17 protein-coding genes are annotated in these 15710 nt (G+C 68.8%); 9 read left to right on the forward strand and 8 right to left on the reverse strand.

Annotated features, from left to right (window positions below):
* Positions 1–73: 73 nt before the first annotated feature.
* From PS467_RS21110 to PS467_RS21125, 4 genes are all read left to right on the forward strand, one after another.
* A complete protein-coding gene (locus PS467_RS21110) occupies positions 74–505 on the forward strand; it encodes a MerR family transcriptional regulator (RefSeq protein ID WP_311036587.1) in 432 nt (143 codons plus the stop codon).
* Between the two features lie 72 nt (positions 506–577).
* A complete protein-coding gene (gene trxA, locus PS467_RS21115) occupies positions 578–916 on the forward strand; it encodes a thioredoxin (protein WP_311036588.1) in 339 nt (112 codons plus the stop codon).
* A gap of 85 nt (positions 917–1001) precedes the next feature.
* A complete protein-coding gene (def, locus tag PS467_RS21120; protein ID WP_311036589.1) occupies positions 1002–1640 on the forward strand; it encodes a peptide deformylase in 639 nt (212 codons plus the stop codon).
* A 437-nt stretch (positions 1641–2077) separates the two neighbouring features.
* Positions 2078–3007 (forward strand): NADP-dependent oxidoreductase, encoded by a 930-nt coding sequence (locus tag PS467_RS21125; RefSeq protein WP_311036590.1) that lies wholly within the window; start codon positions 2078–2080, stop codon positions 3005–3007.
* A 398-nt stretch (positions 3008–3405) separates the two neighbouring features.
* On the opposite strand, the gene PS467_RS21130 is transcribed toward PS467_RS21125, so the two are convergent.
* Entirely contained in the window at positions 3406–4359 is a 954-nt protein-coding gene (locus tag PS467_RS21130; protein WP_311036591.1) for an aldo/keto reductase, read from the reverse strand.
* Positions 4360–4506: 147 nt separating this feature from the next.
* On the opposite strand from PS467_RS21130, the gene PS467_RS21135 reads away from it, so the two are divergent.
* Positions 4507–5427 carry a helix-turn-helix transcriptional regulator gene (locus PS467_RS21135; RefSeq protein ID WP_311036592.1) on the forward strand — a complete coding sequence of 307 codons (921 nt, stop codon included), beginning with the start codon at positions 4507–4509 and terminating at the stop codon, positions 5425–5427.
* A 117-nt stretch (positions 5428–5544) separates the two neighbouring features.
* On the opposite strand, the gene PS467_RS21140 is transcribed toward PS467_RS21135, so the two are convergent.
* Positions 5545–5823, reverse strand: a complete 279-nt coding sequence (locus PS467_RS21140) for a hypothetical protein (protein WP_311036593.1) — start codon at positions 5821–5823, stop codon at positions 5545–5547.
* A 272-nt stretch (positions 5824–6095) separates the two neighbouring features.
* The gene (gene dnaB / locus PS467_RS21145) at positions 6096–7559 is read right to left on the reverse strand and encodes a replicative DNA helicase (protein ID WP_268977049.1); all 1464 of its coding nucleotides are present in this window, start codon (positions 7557–7559) and stop codon (positions 6096–6098) included.
* A gap of 478 nt (positions 7560–8037) precedes the next feature.
* Here dnaB and PS467_RS21150 point away from each other — a divergent pair, with 478 nt between their 5' ends.
* A complete protein-coding gene (locus tag PS467_RS21150) occupies positions 8038–9378 on the forward strand; it encodes an MATE family efflux transporter (protein WP_311036594.1) in 1341 nt (446 codons plus the stop codon).
* A gap of 167 nt (positions 9379–9545) precedes the next feature.
* Here the strand turns inward: PS467_RS21150 and rplI are convergent, their stop codons facing one another.
* From rplI to rpsF, 4 genes are all read right to left on the reverse strand, one after another.
* A complete protein-coding gene (rplI, locus tag PS467_RS21155; RefSeq protein WP_268973215.1) occupies positions 9546–9992 on the reverse strand; it encodes a 50S ribosomal protein L9 in 447 nt (148 codons plus the stop codon).
* Positions 9993–10010: 18 nt separating this feature from the next.
* Positions 10011–10247, reverse strand: coding sequence for a 30S ribosomal protein S18 (rpsR, locus tag PS467_RS21160; RefSeq protein ID WP_003978893.1), 237 nt, complete (start codon positions 10245–10247; stop codon positions 10011–10013).
* A 105-nt stretch (positions 10248–10352) separates the two neighbouring features.
* Entirely contained in the window at positions 10353–10928 is a 576-nt protein-coding gene (locus PS467_RS21165) for a single-stranded DNA-binding protein (protein WP_311036595.1), read from the reverse strand.
* A gap of 82 nt (positions 10929–11010) precedes the next feature.
* Positions 11011–11301 carry a 30S ribosomal protein S6 gene (rpsF, locus tag PS467_RS21170; protein WP_123106135.1) on the reverse strand — a complete coding sequence of 97 codons (291 nt, stop codon included), beginning with the start codon at positions 11299–11301 and terminating at the stop codon, positions 11011–11013.
* A gap of 228 nt (positions 11302–11529) precedes the next feature.
* Here rpsF and PS467_RS21175 point away from each other — a divergent pair, with 228 nt between their 5' ends.
* The 3 genes from PS467_RS21175 to PS467_RS21185 all read left to right on the forward strand — a co-directional run bounded on the left by PS467_RS21175 (position 11530) and on the right by PS467_RS21185 (position 14182).
* Entirely contained in the window at positions 11530–11847 is a 318-nt protein-coding gene (locus tag PS467_RS21175; protein WP_268973219.1) for a hypothetical protein, read from the forward strand.
* A 118-nt stretch (positions 11848–11965) separates the two neighbouring features.
* Positions 11966–13084: a lipid II:glycine glycyltransferase FemX gene (locus tag PS467_RS21180; protein WP_268973220.1), complete on the forward strand. Its 1119-nt coding sequence runs from the start codon at positions 11966–11968 to the stop codon at positions 13082–13084.
* Between the two features lie 66 nt (positions 13085–13150).
* The gene (locus tag PS467_RS21185) at positions 13151–14182 is read left to right on the forward strand and encodes an alanine racemase (RefSeq protein ID WP_268973221.1); all 1032 of its coding nucleotides are present in this window, start codon (positions 13151–13153) and stop codon (positions 14180–14182) included.
* Positions 14183–14219: 37 nt separating this feature from the next.
* Here PS467_RS21185 and PS467_RS21190 read toward each other — a convergent pair whose 3' ends face one another.
* Positions 14220–15710, reverse strand: a complete 1491-nt coding sequence (locus PS467_RS21190) for a glycosyltransferase family 87 protein (protein ID WP_311036596.1) — start codon at positions 15708–15710, stop codon at positions 14220–14222.

The following is a 15710-nucleotide window of genomic DNA, read 5'->3' on the forward strand; positions in this document are numbered from 1 at the left end:
TCTGGCACCTGGTCTGGCCTGGCACCTGGTCCGGTCTGGCCTTGACGTCAGGGTCAAGGTCTACCGTCGGGCCATGCGGATCGGAGAGCTGGCCGAACGGGCGGGTACCACCACCCGCACCCTGCGCTACTACGAGTCGCTCGGGCTGCTGCCCGCGCGCCGTACCGGCAATGGTTACCGGTCGTACGACGAGGACGACCTGCGGCTGCTCCAGCAGATCCGCACGCTGCGGGACTTCGGCTTCGAGCTGGAGGAGACGCGTCCGTTCGTCGAATGCCTGCGCTCCGGCCACCCGGCCGGTGACTCCTGCCCCGCCTCACTGGACGTCTACCGGCGCAAGCTGACCGAGCTGGACGAGTGCATCGCCCGGCTGAGCGCCATCCGGGAGCGGGTCGGGACGCAGCTCGCCGAGGCGGAGCGGGCCCGCGCGGAGCTGGAGGCCGCGGCGACGTCGCCCGAAGGGGCCCCGGAACCGCACTGCGAACTGACGCCGCCCGGACCGTGAACCCGCCCTCCCCACAGACGGCTTCGGACGGCTTCGGACGGCTTCCTTACGACGACTCCAAGGAGAGATGAGATGACGCCGACGCACACCGAGGAAGTGGCCACGGTCACGGACACCACCTTCGCCGAGGAAGTGCTGGCGGCCGACCTGCCGGTGCTGGTGAAGTTCACCGCCTCGTGGTGCCCGCCGTGCCGGATGATCGCCCCAGTGCTGGCGGAGATCGCGCAGGAGGAGGCCCACCGGCTGAAGGTGGTGCGGCTGGACGTGGACCAGAACCCGTCCACCACCACCGCCTACGGGGTCCTGTCGATGCCGACGCTGATGCTGTTCCGGGCGGGCGAGCCGGTGCGGTCGCTGGTCGGGGCCCGCACCAAGCGGCGGCTGCTGGAGGAACTCGGCGACGCGATCTGACACATGCCTGAGCCGCGGCCGAACCACCCCTGCTACGTTGGCCGGACGTGACCATCAGCGGGGGCGGAAAAGGGTGAGGTCAGCGGTGCGCGTCCTGGTGCAGGGGAAACCTGTCGGCTCCTATCCGGCCCTGCCTCCCGAGGCCGAGCGGGGTTCACCGCGCCGGATCACCGAGGTCGGTGAGGAGGTGCTCCGCCGCTCCTGCCGGGAGGTGACCGAGTTCGGCACATCCGAGCTGAGCACCCTCATCGACGACATGTTCCTCACCATGTACATCGCCGACGGCGCCGGGCTGGCCGCCAACCAGGTCGGCGTCGACCTGCGGCTGTTCGTCTACGACTGCCCGGACGACGACGGCGTACGGCATATCGGCCACATCATCAACCCCGTCCTGGACCAGCCCGACCCGGCCAACCGGCTGCTCATCGAGGAGGCCGAGGGCTGTCTGTCCGTACCGGGTGCGCGGATGGACGTACCGCGCACCGACCGCACCGTGGTCCGCGGCGTCGACAAGGACGGGAACCCGCTGGTGATCGAGGGCACCGGCTACTTCGCCCGGTGTCTCCAGCACGAGGCCGACCACCTCTCGGGGCATCTCTACATCGACCGGCTCTCCAAGCGCGACCGCAAGGAGGCCCTGCGGCAGATGGCGGACCGCCATGAGCAGGTCCTCGCCCGGCGCGTGGAGAAGGCGGCAGCCCTGGGCCACCGCCTGGAGCCCTGATCCCCCAGCCGGGTCCCGCCCCGCCCCCGGCTCACTCCACCGTGTTGACGGGGCCCACCCGGGGCCCACGAAGGTCCCCGGGTGGGCGGCGCCAGTCGTTGGTGCGCTGTAGCTCCCAGGTCCCGCCGTGGACGGTCCGACGCGGACGACATCGCGGTCCGTGAACTGCGCGCCCGCATGGCTGATCCTGATTGCTGGGGGACAAGCAACGCGACAGGCGGCTGCACCGAAGGCCCGCCGTTCTGACGCAGGGACTCTCGTCGGCCGTCACTCAGTGTGGTGGCACCACAGTAGTTGAGCCAGAACCCGAGTTTCGACACAGCACTGGGGTACTTGCCAGGGGAGCATCGGGGTGCTTCTGGTGAAAGGCCCTGGTTGCCGCAGATGTCGAAGTGGGAACCGGAATACGTATCCAGTTCCGTCCGTTGTTGTTGATCATGAAGGCAATCACGCTGCAGCAGTACGGGGGCCCTGAAGACCTGGAGCTCACTGAGTTGGCGACCCCGAAGGTCGCCCCCGGCGAGGTCCTCGTCCGGGTCAAGGCGGCGGGCGTCAACCCAGCGGACTGGAAGGTCGCTGCCGGTTACCTCGACGAGGTCATGGAGGCGCACTTCCCCTTCATCCCGGGCTGGGAGGTCTCCGGCGTCGTCGAAGCCAGAGGCTTCGACGCCACCGAGTTCGAGGTCGGCGACGAGGTCGTGGGCTACATCTGCAAGGACTGGGCGCAGAACGGCGGCTATGCCGAACTCGTGTCCGCCCCGGTGCGCACTCTCGCCCGCAAACCCGAGTCCCTCAACTGGCTGCAGGCCGCCGGGCTGCCGCTGGCCGGGCTGACGGCCTACCAGGCCATCCAGCGGCTCGGCATCGGCAGGGGTGACACCGTACTGATCCACGCGGCGTCCGGCGGTGTCGGCTCGTTCGGCGTGCAGATCGCTGTCGCCCGTGGAGCGCGCGTCATCGGCACCGCCGGCGAGCACAATCACGACTACCTTCGCGGGCTCGGCGCCGAGCCCGTCACCTACGGCGACAGCCTGTCAGACCGGGTGCGCGAGCTGGCGCCCGACGGCGTCGACGCGGCACTCGACTTCTTCGGCGGTGACGCGGTGGCTGTCTCCCAGGAACTGCTCAAGAACCCGAAGCGAGTCGCCTCCATCGTCGACACCACCGTTACCGAGAAGGGCGGTCACCACGTGTGGGCCCGCCCCAGCTCGGACGACCTCGGCGTACTGTGCGCCCTCGCGGACTCCGGCAAGCTGTCCGTCACCGTGGACCGCACCTTCCCTCTGGCCGAGGCGGCCGACGCCTGGCGGGCCATTCAGGAAGGCCACACCCGAGGCAAGATCGTGCTGGACGTCGACGCGAGCTGAGCCTGGCCGTCATCGACCGCCTCACTTTCAGCGGTGCCGTCATCGAGACGGCACGACTCCTGCCGCCTCGCCGGCGCTCCTTACCTCAACGGCCCGTCGCCCGCGAAGGGCGGGCCGTCTCCCAGAACGCATGTCATTTCCTCGGGTGCCCAACTGCTTCTGGTGCGGGTGCGAAAGTCTGCGGTGAGAGGTGACGCCCGGCATGCGCGCGGGCAAGTCGCGGTGGCAAGCCACTCGCGCGTGGACGGGCGGGTACTCCCCGGCGGGTTCCGTCCGGCGGTTCCGTCCGGCGGTTCCGTCGCAAACTCAACTGGACCGCGTGACCGGCCGGCAACCATAGCCGACATCGCGGGCCGGGCCCAGAAGAGACGCGGTCCCTTCTTCGGTTCCGACGACTGCTACATCTCGTGCTCCCACCAGCCGCGCGTGTCGACGCCTGCGTCATCCGCCAGCGCCTCCAGTTCCGCGATCTCCTCGTCGGCGAGCTCGATGCCGCGAGCTCGGACCAACCCGTCGATGTAACCCGCCTTCGTGACCCCGATGATCGGGGTGGTCCCCTTGGCGATGGCCCAGGCGGTGGCGACATCGGCGGCGAACGCGCCTCGGTCCTTGCCGATCACTCCCATCCGGTCCGTCAGCGCCTGCAGCTGGGGCAGGATGCCGTTGTACACGGCCGCCCGGCTGCTCCCCTCCGGCAACGGATTCGCCGGGCTGTACCTGCCGGTCAGCGCTCCTTGCTCGAGGACCATGTAGGAGAAGAACCGCACGTCGTGCTCGCGGCAGTAGTCGAGGATGCCCGCGCGCTGAGAGCTCCGGTACAGGAGGCTGTAGTGGTTCTGGACCGCCTCCACGCGGAAGCCGGCCTCGCCGAGGATCTGATCGGCAAGAGCGATCTCCTCCATGTTGTGGTTCGAGACGCCGACATGCTTGATTTTGCCGCTCTTGAGCAGCGGGATCAGAGACGGCGTCCATCGTGCCACGTCGGCAGGATTATGGATCCAGAAGAGATCCACGTAGTCCGTACGCATTCGGTCGAGGCTCTGCTCCAGCATGTCCGCGACCGGATCGTCGCCGTCGCCCGCCATCTGCGGGGTGAACTTCGTCGACAGCTGGTACTCGCTGCGGTGATAGCCCTTCAGTGCCTGGGCGAGGACAGTCTCCGAGCGGCCCATGCCGTACGCCACGGCGGTGTCCCACAAGGTGAACCCGTTCGACTGCGCCTTCTCGACGACCTCTCGCAGGCCGGACTCGCTCAGCTGACTGCCGAAGTAGCCGTCGCCTGCCTCGCCGCTGTCTCCCCAGGCCCATGTGCCCAACGCCACCGCCGGCACCGTTAGCGCCTTGCTCGTCATGTCTTACCTCCGTTGTTTGTTCTTGCGATCGTGTCGGAACGTTCGAACCACAGCAGACCGCGATCGCCACCACCGGAGAAGGTCGCGTCTATGGGGGGTATAACCTCAACCCCCTTCGCGCCGTGACCAGTGGCTACCATGAATGGCATGGACCAACGGCCCGGAAACCGCGGCGAGATCCGGGACTTCCTTGCCAGCCGACGCGCCAGAATCACCCCGGCGCAGGCCGGACTGCCGACCAGCGCCCGTCGCCGGGTCGCCGGGCTGCGGCGCGAGGAGGTCGCCGTCCTTGCCGGCGTGAGCACGGAGTGGTACACGCGGCTGGAGAAGGGGCACATCGGCGGCGTGTCCGAAGACGTCCTTGACGCGGTCGCTCGTGCCCTGCGACTGGATGACGACGAACGCACCTACCTGTTCGACCTGGCCCGGTCATCGCGGCACGAGAGTCGCACGCCGTCGCGTCGCAGGGACGTCGAGGTCCCGCCCCGGGTCCAGTGGCTGCTCGACTCCATGACGATGTCCTCAGCGTTCGTCCGCAACGGCCGCACGGACATCGTCGCCAGCAACCCCCTGGCCCGAGTCCTGCTCGCGCCGATGTTCGACAGCGCCACCGTCGACAAGCGTGGCCGCCCCAACATCGCCCGCTATATCTTCCTCGACCCTGGTGCACATGACTTCTTCGTCGACTGGGAGGCCGCCGGCGTCGCCACCGCCGCCCTGCTGCGCGCCGAGGTCGGGCGCGAGCCCCGCGACCGGGCACTGCGCGAACTCGTCGGCGAGCTGTCCACCCTCAGCCCAGAGTTTCGCAGCCAATGGGCCGCGCACGACGTCCTGATGCGCCACGACGGCGTCAAACGGCTCCAGCACCCCGACGTCGGCCACCTGGAACTGACCTTCCAGTCCCTCGACCTGCCCTTGTCGCGCCGAGCCGTGCACGACCTGATCATCTACACTGCCGAACCCGGCACCGCATCCGAGGACCGGCTCAAACTCCTCGCCATCTGGGCAGCTACGCAATCTCGGGCGGCACAGCCCACCCGCCATTCTCCTCAGTCCGGGCCGCTCTGATCCGTCGCGGTTCGCCTGGCCGGGAGGCCGGAGTGCGAACTCGACCGGCCGCGCGAAGCTCCCGCACCCGTTGATCATTGACTACCGTCTCGCGCGGGACACGCGGGGCAGAGTGAGTCAATACCCGGTGTTTCTGGGGCAGTTCAGCCGCAGCTTGCCGTACTGACCCTCCGGCCGACCGGCGATATCCCGGTTGCGCTGCGTGCTCAGCCGGAACAGCGGATGCCGTCGCTCCAGCTCCTCCAGCAGCCGAAACGCCGTCGTCCGACTCGGCTGCGGCACCACCGCCGCACCGAACCACGCGATCACCCGAGCCCGGGTCCGCTCGATCACCATCGTCCGCGACGGCCGCGACTCGTCCGCGTGCTCGACCATCACCTCCACCGCGGTCTCCACCCACCCGTCATCGACCGCGATCCGCGACGTCCGCGTCGGCCCCTTCCGGGGAGCGAGTCCAGCCTCCCCACGTCGAACTGCCCGAGAACCACTGAGGCGATCTCACCCTCATCGCCCGCCGACGGTCCCGGGCCGTCAGGACTGATCGCAGCACGGTCGGAGAACAGCAGTTCCTTGACCGACAACCGCAGAAGCCGCCCATGACCGTCCTTCAAGACCACCTCGTTGCCCGCCGTGGTCGCGGCCAAATCTGAGACCCTACAACACGCGCGTCAGGTCGTGGCCATGTCCACGAAACGCGAGTAGTGGCCCTGGAAGGCGACCGTGATCGTGGCCGTGGGGCCGTTGCGGTGCTTGGCCACGATCAGGTCCGCCTCGCCCGCGCGCGGTGACTCCTTCTCGTAGGCGTCCTCGCGGTGGAGCAGGATGACCATGTCCGCGTCCTGCTCGATGGATCCACTCTCGCGGAGGTCCGAGACCATCGGCTTCTTGTCGGTGCGCTGCTCGGGACCTCGGTTGAGCTGGGAGAGCGCGATGACCGGCACTTCCAGCTCCTTGGCCAGCAGCTTCAGGTTTCGCGACATGTCCGAGACCTCCTGCTGACGGCTCTCGGGGCGCCGGGCGCCGCCGGACTGCATCAGCTGGAGGTAGTCGATGACGACCAGCTGTAGATCGTTGCGCTGCTTGAGCCGGCGGCACTTGGCGCGGATCTCCATCATCGACAGGTTCGGGGAGTCGTCGATGTAGAGCGGGGCCTGGGAGACATCCGGCATCCGCCGGGCCAGCCGCGTCCAGTCCTCATCCGTCATGCTGCCGGAGCGCATATGGTGCAGCGCCACCCGGGCCTCGGCGGAGAGCAGACGCATCGCGATCTCGTTACGGCCCATCTCCAGCGAGAAGATCACGCTCGGCATGTTGTGCTTGATCGAGCAGGCGCGCGCGAAGTCGAGGGCCAGGGTGGACTTACCCATCGCGGGACGCGCGGCGATGACGATCATCTGGCCCGGGTGCAGACCGTTGGTCAGGGAATCCAGGTCGGTGAAGCCGGTGGGCACCCCGGACATCTGTCCGCTGCGCGAGCCGATCGCCTCGATCTCGTCGAGCGCGCCCTCCATGATGTCGCCGAGCGGCAGATAGTCCTCGCTGGTGCGCTGCTCGGTGACGGCGTAGATCTCCGCCTGGGCGTTGTTGACGATCTCGTCGACGTCTCCGTCCGCCGCGTATCCCATCTGGGTGATGCGGGTGCCGGCCTCGACGAGGCGGCGCAGTACGGCGCGCTCGTGGACGATCTCCGCGTAGTACTCGGCGTTGGCGGCGGTGGGGACCGACTGGACGAGGGTGTGGAGATACGAGGCGCCGCCGACCCGGGCGATCTCACCGCGCTTGGTCAGCTCCGCGGCGACCGTGATCGGGTCGGCCGGCTCGCCCTTGGCGTAGAGGTCCAGGATGGCCTGGTAGACGGTCTCATGGGCGGGCCGGTAGAAGTCGTTGCCCTTGAGGACCTCCACCACATCGGCGATGGCGTCCTTGGAGAGCAGCATGCCGCCGAGCACGGACTGCTCGGCGTCGAGGTCCTGCGGCGGTACGCGCTCGAAGCCGGAGCCCTCCCAGGGGGAGCCGCCGCCTCCGTCGCGGTCCTGCTGACCGTCGCGGCCCCGGCCGCCGCCCTCACCGCGGCGGAAGCGGGGGGCCGGGAACCGGTCGGACGGGCCGGAGTCCGCCCACGGGTCGTCCATGGGCTCGGGCACGCTCACCCCGCCACCTCCTCCCGTCCGCGAAGCGAACCTCGCCGCGCCCGTCCTTCTTAGGGCACGGCTATGACACAACAGAGCGGCCGGCTTTCCGGACACGGCACATCGGAAGCTGGGGATTCCAGGGCCGGATCGGGTGGCGGGCGCCGGACCACGTTAGGCCCGTCCGCACCACGAGCCAACTTGGTTATCCACAGGGCATGTGGATGATGGGATCCATCCTGTGGGTAAGTCGCGCGAACCTGTGCACGGGCCGGGGGACAGCGCTGTGGACAAACACACAATCACCCCGAGAAGACCCATCTGACCTGCGGTTTCTCTATCCAGGGGCTGTGCAGAAGAAAAACTTTCGCCCCCAGCGCAAGATCGCGACAAAGGGCGCAGAGGAGATCGTCTCGCGCGCCGCCTTGTAAGGACCAGTCCTCGCTTGTGTCTCTTACCTGTGGACGATTACATTGCCCTCATGACACAGGCCCCCACAAGCGCCCGGAGCACCCCGCGCCATCACGACCGCGAGATCATCGCACTCGCGCTTCCCGCCTTCGGCGCGCTCGTGGCGGAGCCCCTCTTCGTCATGGTCGACAGCGCCGTCGTGGGTCATCTGGGCACCGCCCAGCTGGCCGGTCTGGGCGTCGCCGCCGCCCTGCTCACCACAGCCGTCAACATCTTCGTCTTCCTGGCTTATGCCACCACAGCGGCGGTGGCCCGCCGCGTCGGCGCGGGCGACCTTCCCGGAGCGATCCGGCAGGGCATGGACGGCATCTGGCTGGCCCTGCTGCTCGGTGCCGCCGTCATCGCCGTCGCCCTGCCCACCGCCCCCGCTCTCGTCGAGCTGTTCGGCGCCTCGGACACCGCTTCCCCCTACGCCATCACCTATCTGCGGATCAGCACCCTCGGGATCCCCGCGATGCTGGTGGTGCTCGCCGCCACAGGTGTCCTCCGCGGTCTCCAGGACACCCGCACCCCGCTGTACGTGGCCATCGGCGGCTTCGGGGCCAATGCCGCACTGAACGCCACTCTGGTCTACGCGGCCGGGCTGGGCATCGCGGGCTCGGCCTGGGGCACGGTGATCGCCCAGAACGCCATGGCCGCCGCCTACCTCGCCGTCGTCATCCGGGGCGCCCGGCGCCATGGCACCTCGCTACGGCCGGACGCCGCCGGGATCAGGGCCTGTGCCCACGCCGGGGCACCCCTGTTGATCCGTACGCTCTCGCTGCGCGCCGTGATGCTGATCGCGACGGCGGTGGCGGCCCGCCTCGGCGACACCGATATCGCCGCCCACCAGATCGTGCTCACCCTGTGGAGTCTGCTGGCGTTCGCCCTGGACGCCATCGCCATCGCGGGCCAGGCGATCATCGGACGCTATCTGGGAGCGGGCGACGAGGAGGGGGCACGGGCCGCCTGCCGCCGCATGGTGCACTGGGGCATCGCCTCGGGCGTGGTGCTGGGCCTGCTGGTGGTCGCCTCCCGGCCGCTGTTCATCCCCCTGTTCACCACCGATTCCGCGGTACGGGACGCCCTGCTGCCCGCCCTTCTGGTGACGGCCCTCATCCAGCCGGTCTCGGGTGTGGTCTTCGTCCTCGACGGAGTGCTGATGGGCGCGGGCGACGGGCCCTATCTGGCCTGGGCGATGATCGTCACCCTTGCCGTCTTCGCCCCGGTGGCGCTGCTGGTGCCATCGCTCGGCGGCGGACTGACCGCGCTGTGGTGCAGCATGGCGCTGATGATGTCGGTCCGGATGGCCACCTTGTGGCTGCGCACCCGCTCCGGCCGCTGGATCGTCACCGGCGCGGTACGACGCTGAGCCACGCCCCGCGCACCCCCGACCACAGCATCCGGACCACAGCGCTCGGACCCCAGCATCCGGGCCCGGCGGTCCGGAAGTCCCCCGGCACGGCGGAGGGCCGCACCCACACAGGGTGCGGCCCTCCGGTGCATGGTGCACGGTGCCGAAGGCGACCGTCACGGTCGTCAGGCGGCGACGACCTCGACGCCGACCTTGGCGGCAACCTCGGCGTGCAGACGGACCGAGACCTGGTGCGCGCCCAGGGTCTTGATCGGCGCCTGCACCTCGATACGGCGCTTGTCCACATCCGGGCCACCCGCGTCCTTGATCGCCGAAGCGATGTCGGCCGGGGTGACGGAGCCGAACAGCCGGCCGGCGTCGCCGGCACGGGTCTTCAGCCGCACCTTGACGCCCTCGAGCTGAGCCTTGACCTCGTTGGCCTGCTCGATCGTGGCGATCTCGCGGATGCGACGACCGCGGCGGATCTGCTCGACGTCCTTCTCGCCGCCCTTGGTCCAGCGGATCGCCAGACCACGCGGAACCAGGTAGTTACGGGCGTAACCGTCCTTGACGTCCACGACGTCACCGGCGGCACCGAGGCCGGAGACCTCGTGGGTGAGGATGATCTTCATGACTCGGTCACCCTTCCCTTATCGCGCGGTGGAGGTGTAGGGCAGCAGCGCCATCTCACGGCTGTTCTTCACGGCCGTGGCGACGTCACGCTGGTGCTGGGTGCAGTTGCCGGTGACCCGGCGGGCACGGATCTTGCCGCGGTCGGAAATGAACTTCCGCAGCAGGTTCGTGTCCTTGTAGTCGACGTAGGAGATCTTCTCCTTGCAGAACACGCAAACCTTCTTCTTAGGCTTGCGAGCAGGCGGCTTCGCCATTGTCTCTCTCCAGTGTGATCAAGAAGTTTGTGCTGGTCGCCCAGACCAGGCCGCGCGGTGGTTTCACGTGAAACAGCCCGTTTCACGTGAAACACCGCCCCGGACCTAGAAGGGCGGCTCGTCCGAGTAGCCGCCGGAGTTGCCGGAGCCGCCGCCCCAGCCACCACCGCCGCCCTGGCCGCCGGCCGGTGCGCCGGTCGCCCACGGGTCGTCGGCCGGAGCGCCGCCGCCCTGCTGACCGCCGCCGGGGCCACCGCCCCAGCCACCGCCGCCGCCCTGGCCGCCACCGCTGCCGTAGCCACCCTGGCCACCGCGACCGGTGGTCTTGGTGACCTTGGCCGTGGCGTTGCGCAGGCTGGCGCCGACCTCGTCGACATCCAGCTCATAGACCGTGCGCTTGATCCCCTCGCGGTCCTCGTAGGACCGCTGCTTCAGACGGCCCTGCACGATGACGCGCATGCCACGCTGAAGCGACTCGGCCACGTTCTCCGCGGCCTGCCGCCACACCGAGCACGTGAGGAAGAGGCTCTCGCCGTCCTTCCACTCGTTGGTCTGCCGGTCGAAGGTACGGGGAGTGGACGCGACGCGGAACTTCGCGACCGCCGCACCGGACGGGGTGAAGCGCAGCTCGGGGTCATCGACGAGATTGCCGACGACCGTGATGACGGTCTCGCCTGCCATTGGGGGAACCTCTCGGCGGGTACTGCTGGGCTGCTTGCTACTCGTTGCGATACGGCCCGATGACCGCTGAACGCTTACGCGGTCAGTGGGTCTCGGGACGGAGGACCTTGGTCCGGAGGACCGACTCGTTCAGGTTCAGCTGGCGGTCGAGCTCCTTGACGACCGCGGGCTCGGCCTGCAGGTCGATGACCGAGTAGATGCCCTCAGGCTTCTTCTTGATCTCGTACGAGAGACGACGACGGCCCCAGGTGTCGACCTTCTCGACCTTGCCGTTGCCCTCGCGGATGACGGAAAGGAAGTTCTCGATCAGCGGGGAGACAGCGCGCTCCTCGAGATCGGGGTCGAGGATGACCATCACCTCGTAGTGACGCATGTGGAACCCACCTCCTTTGGACTCAGCGGCCACGGTCGTTCCGTGGCAGGAGGGTCGTGATGCGTTCCGCGTCGGCGTCTGCACAGACACCACCGCAGACGGTACACAGTACCCGCCTCCGGCCTCCCGCTTGAAATCCGGGCGTCTTGGCCCGCAATCTGTACACATCGGGTGTGAGCGGCATTACAGTTCGCCGCCCTGCTCTATGTGCCTATCTGGAGGTGCCCCATGGCACAGGCAGCACGAACCCACCACGGCTTGTTCACCTTCCTGGACACCGATGGCAAGTCGCATCCCGTGGAGAACACCATTGCCGTGGTGACCGTGGTGATCGGCGTGATCGCCTTTGTCACGGCTCATTTCCCCCATCTCCACCTGGTCAGCTCATGGGTCGGGCTGGTCGGCATGTGCACGGGTGCGTGGGGCCAGCTGCGGTCCGCGACCACCGGTGAGCGGTTCCTGCTGATCATCGGGCTCGGTGCCTCTGCGGTCGGCTTCTACCTCGGCATGGCCCACGGGGGGCTCTTCGGCGGCGTGCTGGGCTGAGCCCGGCCGGGGCTCGGTTGTCCCCAGGCCCGAACAGGGCGCGTCCCTGTCGCAGTAGGCTTCGGCGCGAGAGCCGGAGCCCCGACCCTGGGGACAAACCTGCCGAGGAGCGCCCCGCATGAGCCTGACCCTGAGGACGATCAGCCGAGAGCAGCATCTGGCGTACATCCAGAGCCTGCCGGCGGCCAGCCACATGCAGGTCCCGGCGTGGGCCGACGTCAAGTCGGAGTGGCGCTCGGAGAGCCTCGGCTGGTTCGACGCCACGGGCCAGCTCGTCGGCGTCGGCCTCGTCCTCTACCGCCAGCTGCCCAAGATCAAGCGCTACCTCGCCTATCTGCCCGAGGGTCCGGTCATCAACTGGTACGCGCCCAACCTCGAGGAGTGGCTGCGCCCGATGCTCGCGCATCTCAAGCAGCAGGGCGCGTTCTCCGTGAAGATGGGCCCGCCGGTCATCATCCGCCGCTGGGACGCCTCCGCGATCAAGTCCGGCATCCAGAACCCGGACGTGAAGCGGCTGCGCGATGTCGAGGCGACCTTCATCGAGCCGCGTGCCTTCGAAGTGGCCGAGCGGCTGCGGCGGATGGGCTGGCAGCAGGGCGAGGACGGCGGGGCCGGCTTCGGGGACGTCCAGCCGCGGTACGTCTTCCAGGTGCCGCTGGCCAACCGCTCCCTGGAGGATGTCCACAAGGGCTTCAACCAGCTGTGGCGCCGCAACATCAAGAAGGCCGAGAAGGCTGGTGTCGAGGTCGTCCAGGGCGGCTACGAGCATCTGCCCGAGTGGCAGCGGCTCTACGAGATCACCGCGGAGCGCGACCACTTCCGGCCCCGCCCGCTCAGCTACTTCCAGCGCATGTGGACGGCCCTCAACACCGAGGACCCCAACCGGATGCGCCTGTACTTCGCGATGCACGAGAACGAGGCCGTGGCCGCCGCCACGATGCTGATCGTCGGAGGCCATGTCTGGTACTCCTACGGTGCCTCCGCCAACCACAAGCGCGAGGTCCGGCCCTCTAACGCGATGCAGTGGCGGATGCTCCGCGACGCGTACGCACTGGGCGCGACCGTCTACGACCTGCGCGGCATCAGCGACTCCCTCGATGAGACGGACCATCTCTTCGGTCTGATCCAGTTCAAGGTGGGCACCGGTGGGCAGGCTGCCGAGTACCTCGGCGAGTGGGACTTCCCGCTCAACAAGCTCCTGCACAAGGCGCTCGACATCTACATGTCGCGCCGTTGACCACGATTCGCTGTTTCCCATACCTCCAATACACCGCGGCAACGAGAAAGGTTCCGGGACCGGCCAATGGCTCTCACCCTCTACGTCGACACCGCGCGCTGGCGGGCGCACCAGCAGATGGTGATCCAGCAGTTCCCAGGGATAGTCCCGGTCTGCAAAGGCAACGGCTACGGCTTCGGCCATGAGCGGCTGGCCGAGGAGGCCGCCCGCATCGGCACCGACATCCTCGCGGTCGGGACCACGTACGAGGCCGCCCGGATGAAGGACTTCTTCAGCGGTGACCTGCTCGTGCTCACCCCCTTCCGCCGCGGTGAGGAGCCGGTGCCGCTGCCGGACCGGGTGATCCGCTCGGTCTCGTCGGTCGACGGCGTCTACGGCCTGGTGAACGCGCGTGTGGTCATCGAGGTCATGAGCAGCATGAAGCGGCACGGCGTCACCGAGGAGGACCTGCCCAAGCTGCACGCCGCGATAGAGAACGTCCGGCTGGAGGGGTTCGCCATCCACCTCCCGCTCGACCGCACCGACGGACTGGACGCGGTCGAGGAGGTCATCGCCTGGATGGACCGCCTGCGGGCGGCGCGGCTACCGCTGCACACCATGTTCGTCAGCCACCTCAACGCCGAGGAACTGGCCCGGCTCCAGCAGCAGTTCCCGCAGACCCGCTTCCGGGCGCGCATCGGCACCCGGCTGTGGCTGGGCGACCACGATTCGACGGAGTACCGGGGCTCGGTGCTCGACGTCACCCGCGTGGCGAAGGGCGACCGCTTCGGTTACCGCCAGCAGAAGGCCGCCTCCGACGGCCATCTGGTCGTCGTCGCCGGCGGCACCTCCCACGGCGTCGGCCTGGAGGCCCCCAAGGCACTGCACGGTGTGATGCCCCGCGCCAAGGGCGTCGCCCGCGCCGGTCTCGCGACCGTCAACCGCAACCTCTCGCCGTTCGTGTGGGCGGGCAAGCAGCGGTGGTTCGCCGAGCCGCCGCATATGCAGGTGTCCATCCTGTTCGTGCCCAGCGATGTCCAGGCGCCCCAGGTGGGGGATGAGCTGGTGGCGCATCTGCGGCACACCACGACGCAGTTCGACCGGCTGCTCGACCGCTGAACCCGCGCCGCCGGGAGTGAGCTCCCGTCCCCGAGGCTCACTCCCGGTGGACGCCCCAGTCCACCAGCACCACGCCGTCGTCGTACCGGGACGCGCGCCGCGCCTCTCCCAGGACGAACGCGTCCGGGGCCCGGTCCAGCACGCCTCCCCCGGGGTCGTCCGAACCGTCCTGCCGCACCGGGTCCCGCTCCGGCACCAGCGCGTCCCGGACGACCAGGGCGCACAGGTAGAGCGTCCCCAGCAGATGCACGACGATCGCCAGCTGATAGCCCTCCGCGGGCAGTCCCCGGTGCTGATCACCACTGCCCATGTACGCGAGGTACATCCAGATCCCGAGGAAATAGATCACCTCGCACGCCTGCCAGACCAGGAAGTCCCGCCAGCGCGGTCGTGCCAGCGCCGCCAGTGGGATCAGCCACAGCACGTACTGCGGTGAGTAGACCTTGTTGGTGAGCACGAAGCCCGCGACGACCAGGAAGGCCAGCTGGGCCAGGCGCGGACGGCGCGGGGCGCACAGGGCAAGCGCCGCCACACCGACGCAGGCCAGGATCATCAGCAGGGTTCCGTAGGTGTTGACGTCCTCCAGAGGGTCCCCGGTGCGCTGCGAGATGATCAGCCACAGGGAGCCGAAGTCGACCGGGCGCTCCTGGCTGAAGGTGTAGAAGGTCTTCCAGCCGTCGCGGATGTGCAGGCCCCCGCCCTGCGTCGTGATCATCACGGGGACGTTCACCACGAGCCAGGCGGCCACGGCCCCGCCGGCCGCCGACCAGAAGGCCCGCAGCCGCCCCGCGCGCAGGCAGAGCACCAGCAGCGGACCGAGCAGCAGCACGGGGTAGAGCTTCGCGGCCGTCGCGAGCCCCAGCAGCACACCGGCGGCCATCGGGCGGCTGCGGGACCACACCAGCAGGGCGGCGGCCGTGAGCGCGACGGCGAACAGATCCCAGTTGATGGTGGAGGTGAGCGCGAAGGCGGGGGCCAGGGCGACCAGCAGCGCGTCCCAGGGCCGCCGGCGGTGCGTACGGGCCACACAGACCGCGATGACCGCGGTGCAGACCATCAGCATGCCCGCGTTGACCAGCCAGTAGATCTGCTCACGGTGCTGGATGGAGCCGCCGGACGGGGTCATCCAGGAGGCGACCTCCATGAAGAGCCCGGTCAGGACGGGGTACTCCAGGTATTGCATCCCGCCCGAGACGCTGTCCGGTATGCGGTCGAAATACGGGACGAGGTCGTCGGCGAAGCCGCGGCCGTTGTAGAGGTGCGGTATGTCGGAGTAGCAGGCATGGGTGTACTGGGCGGTGGCGCCGTGGAACCAGCCGCCGTCGTAGCACGGCAGCTTCTGCACCATGCCCAGGGCAAACATGCCGATGGCGACGATCGCCACGATCCGCACCGGAGTCCACCAGCTCGTGCCGAGCAGGGCCCGGCGCCCGGCCGGCCCACCGATCAGCTCGCTGCCGGCCGCGGCCACCGGGTCCTCGGCGGTCGGCCTGACGGGCTGGGCCTGTGGGTCCTCGCGCACGCTCAT

Source organism: Streptomyces luomodiensis, assembly GCF_031679605.1.
Lineage (GTDB): Bacteria > Actinomycetota > Actinomycetes > Streptomycetales > Streptomycetaceae > Streptomyces > Streptomyces luomodiensis.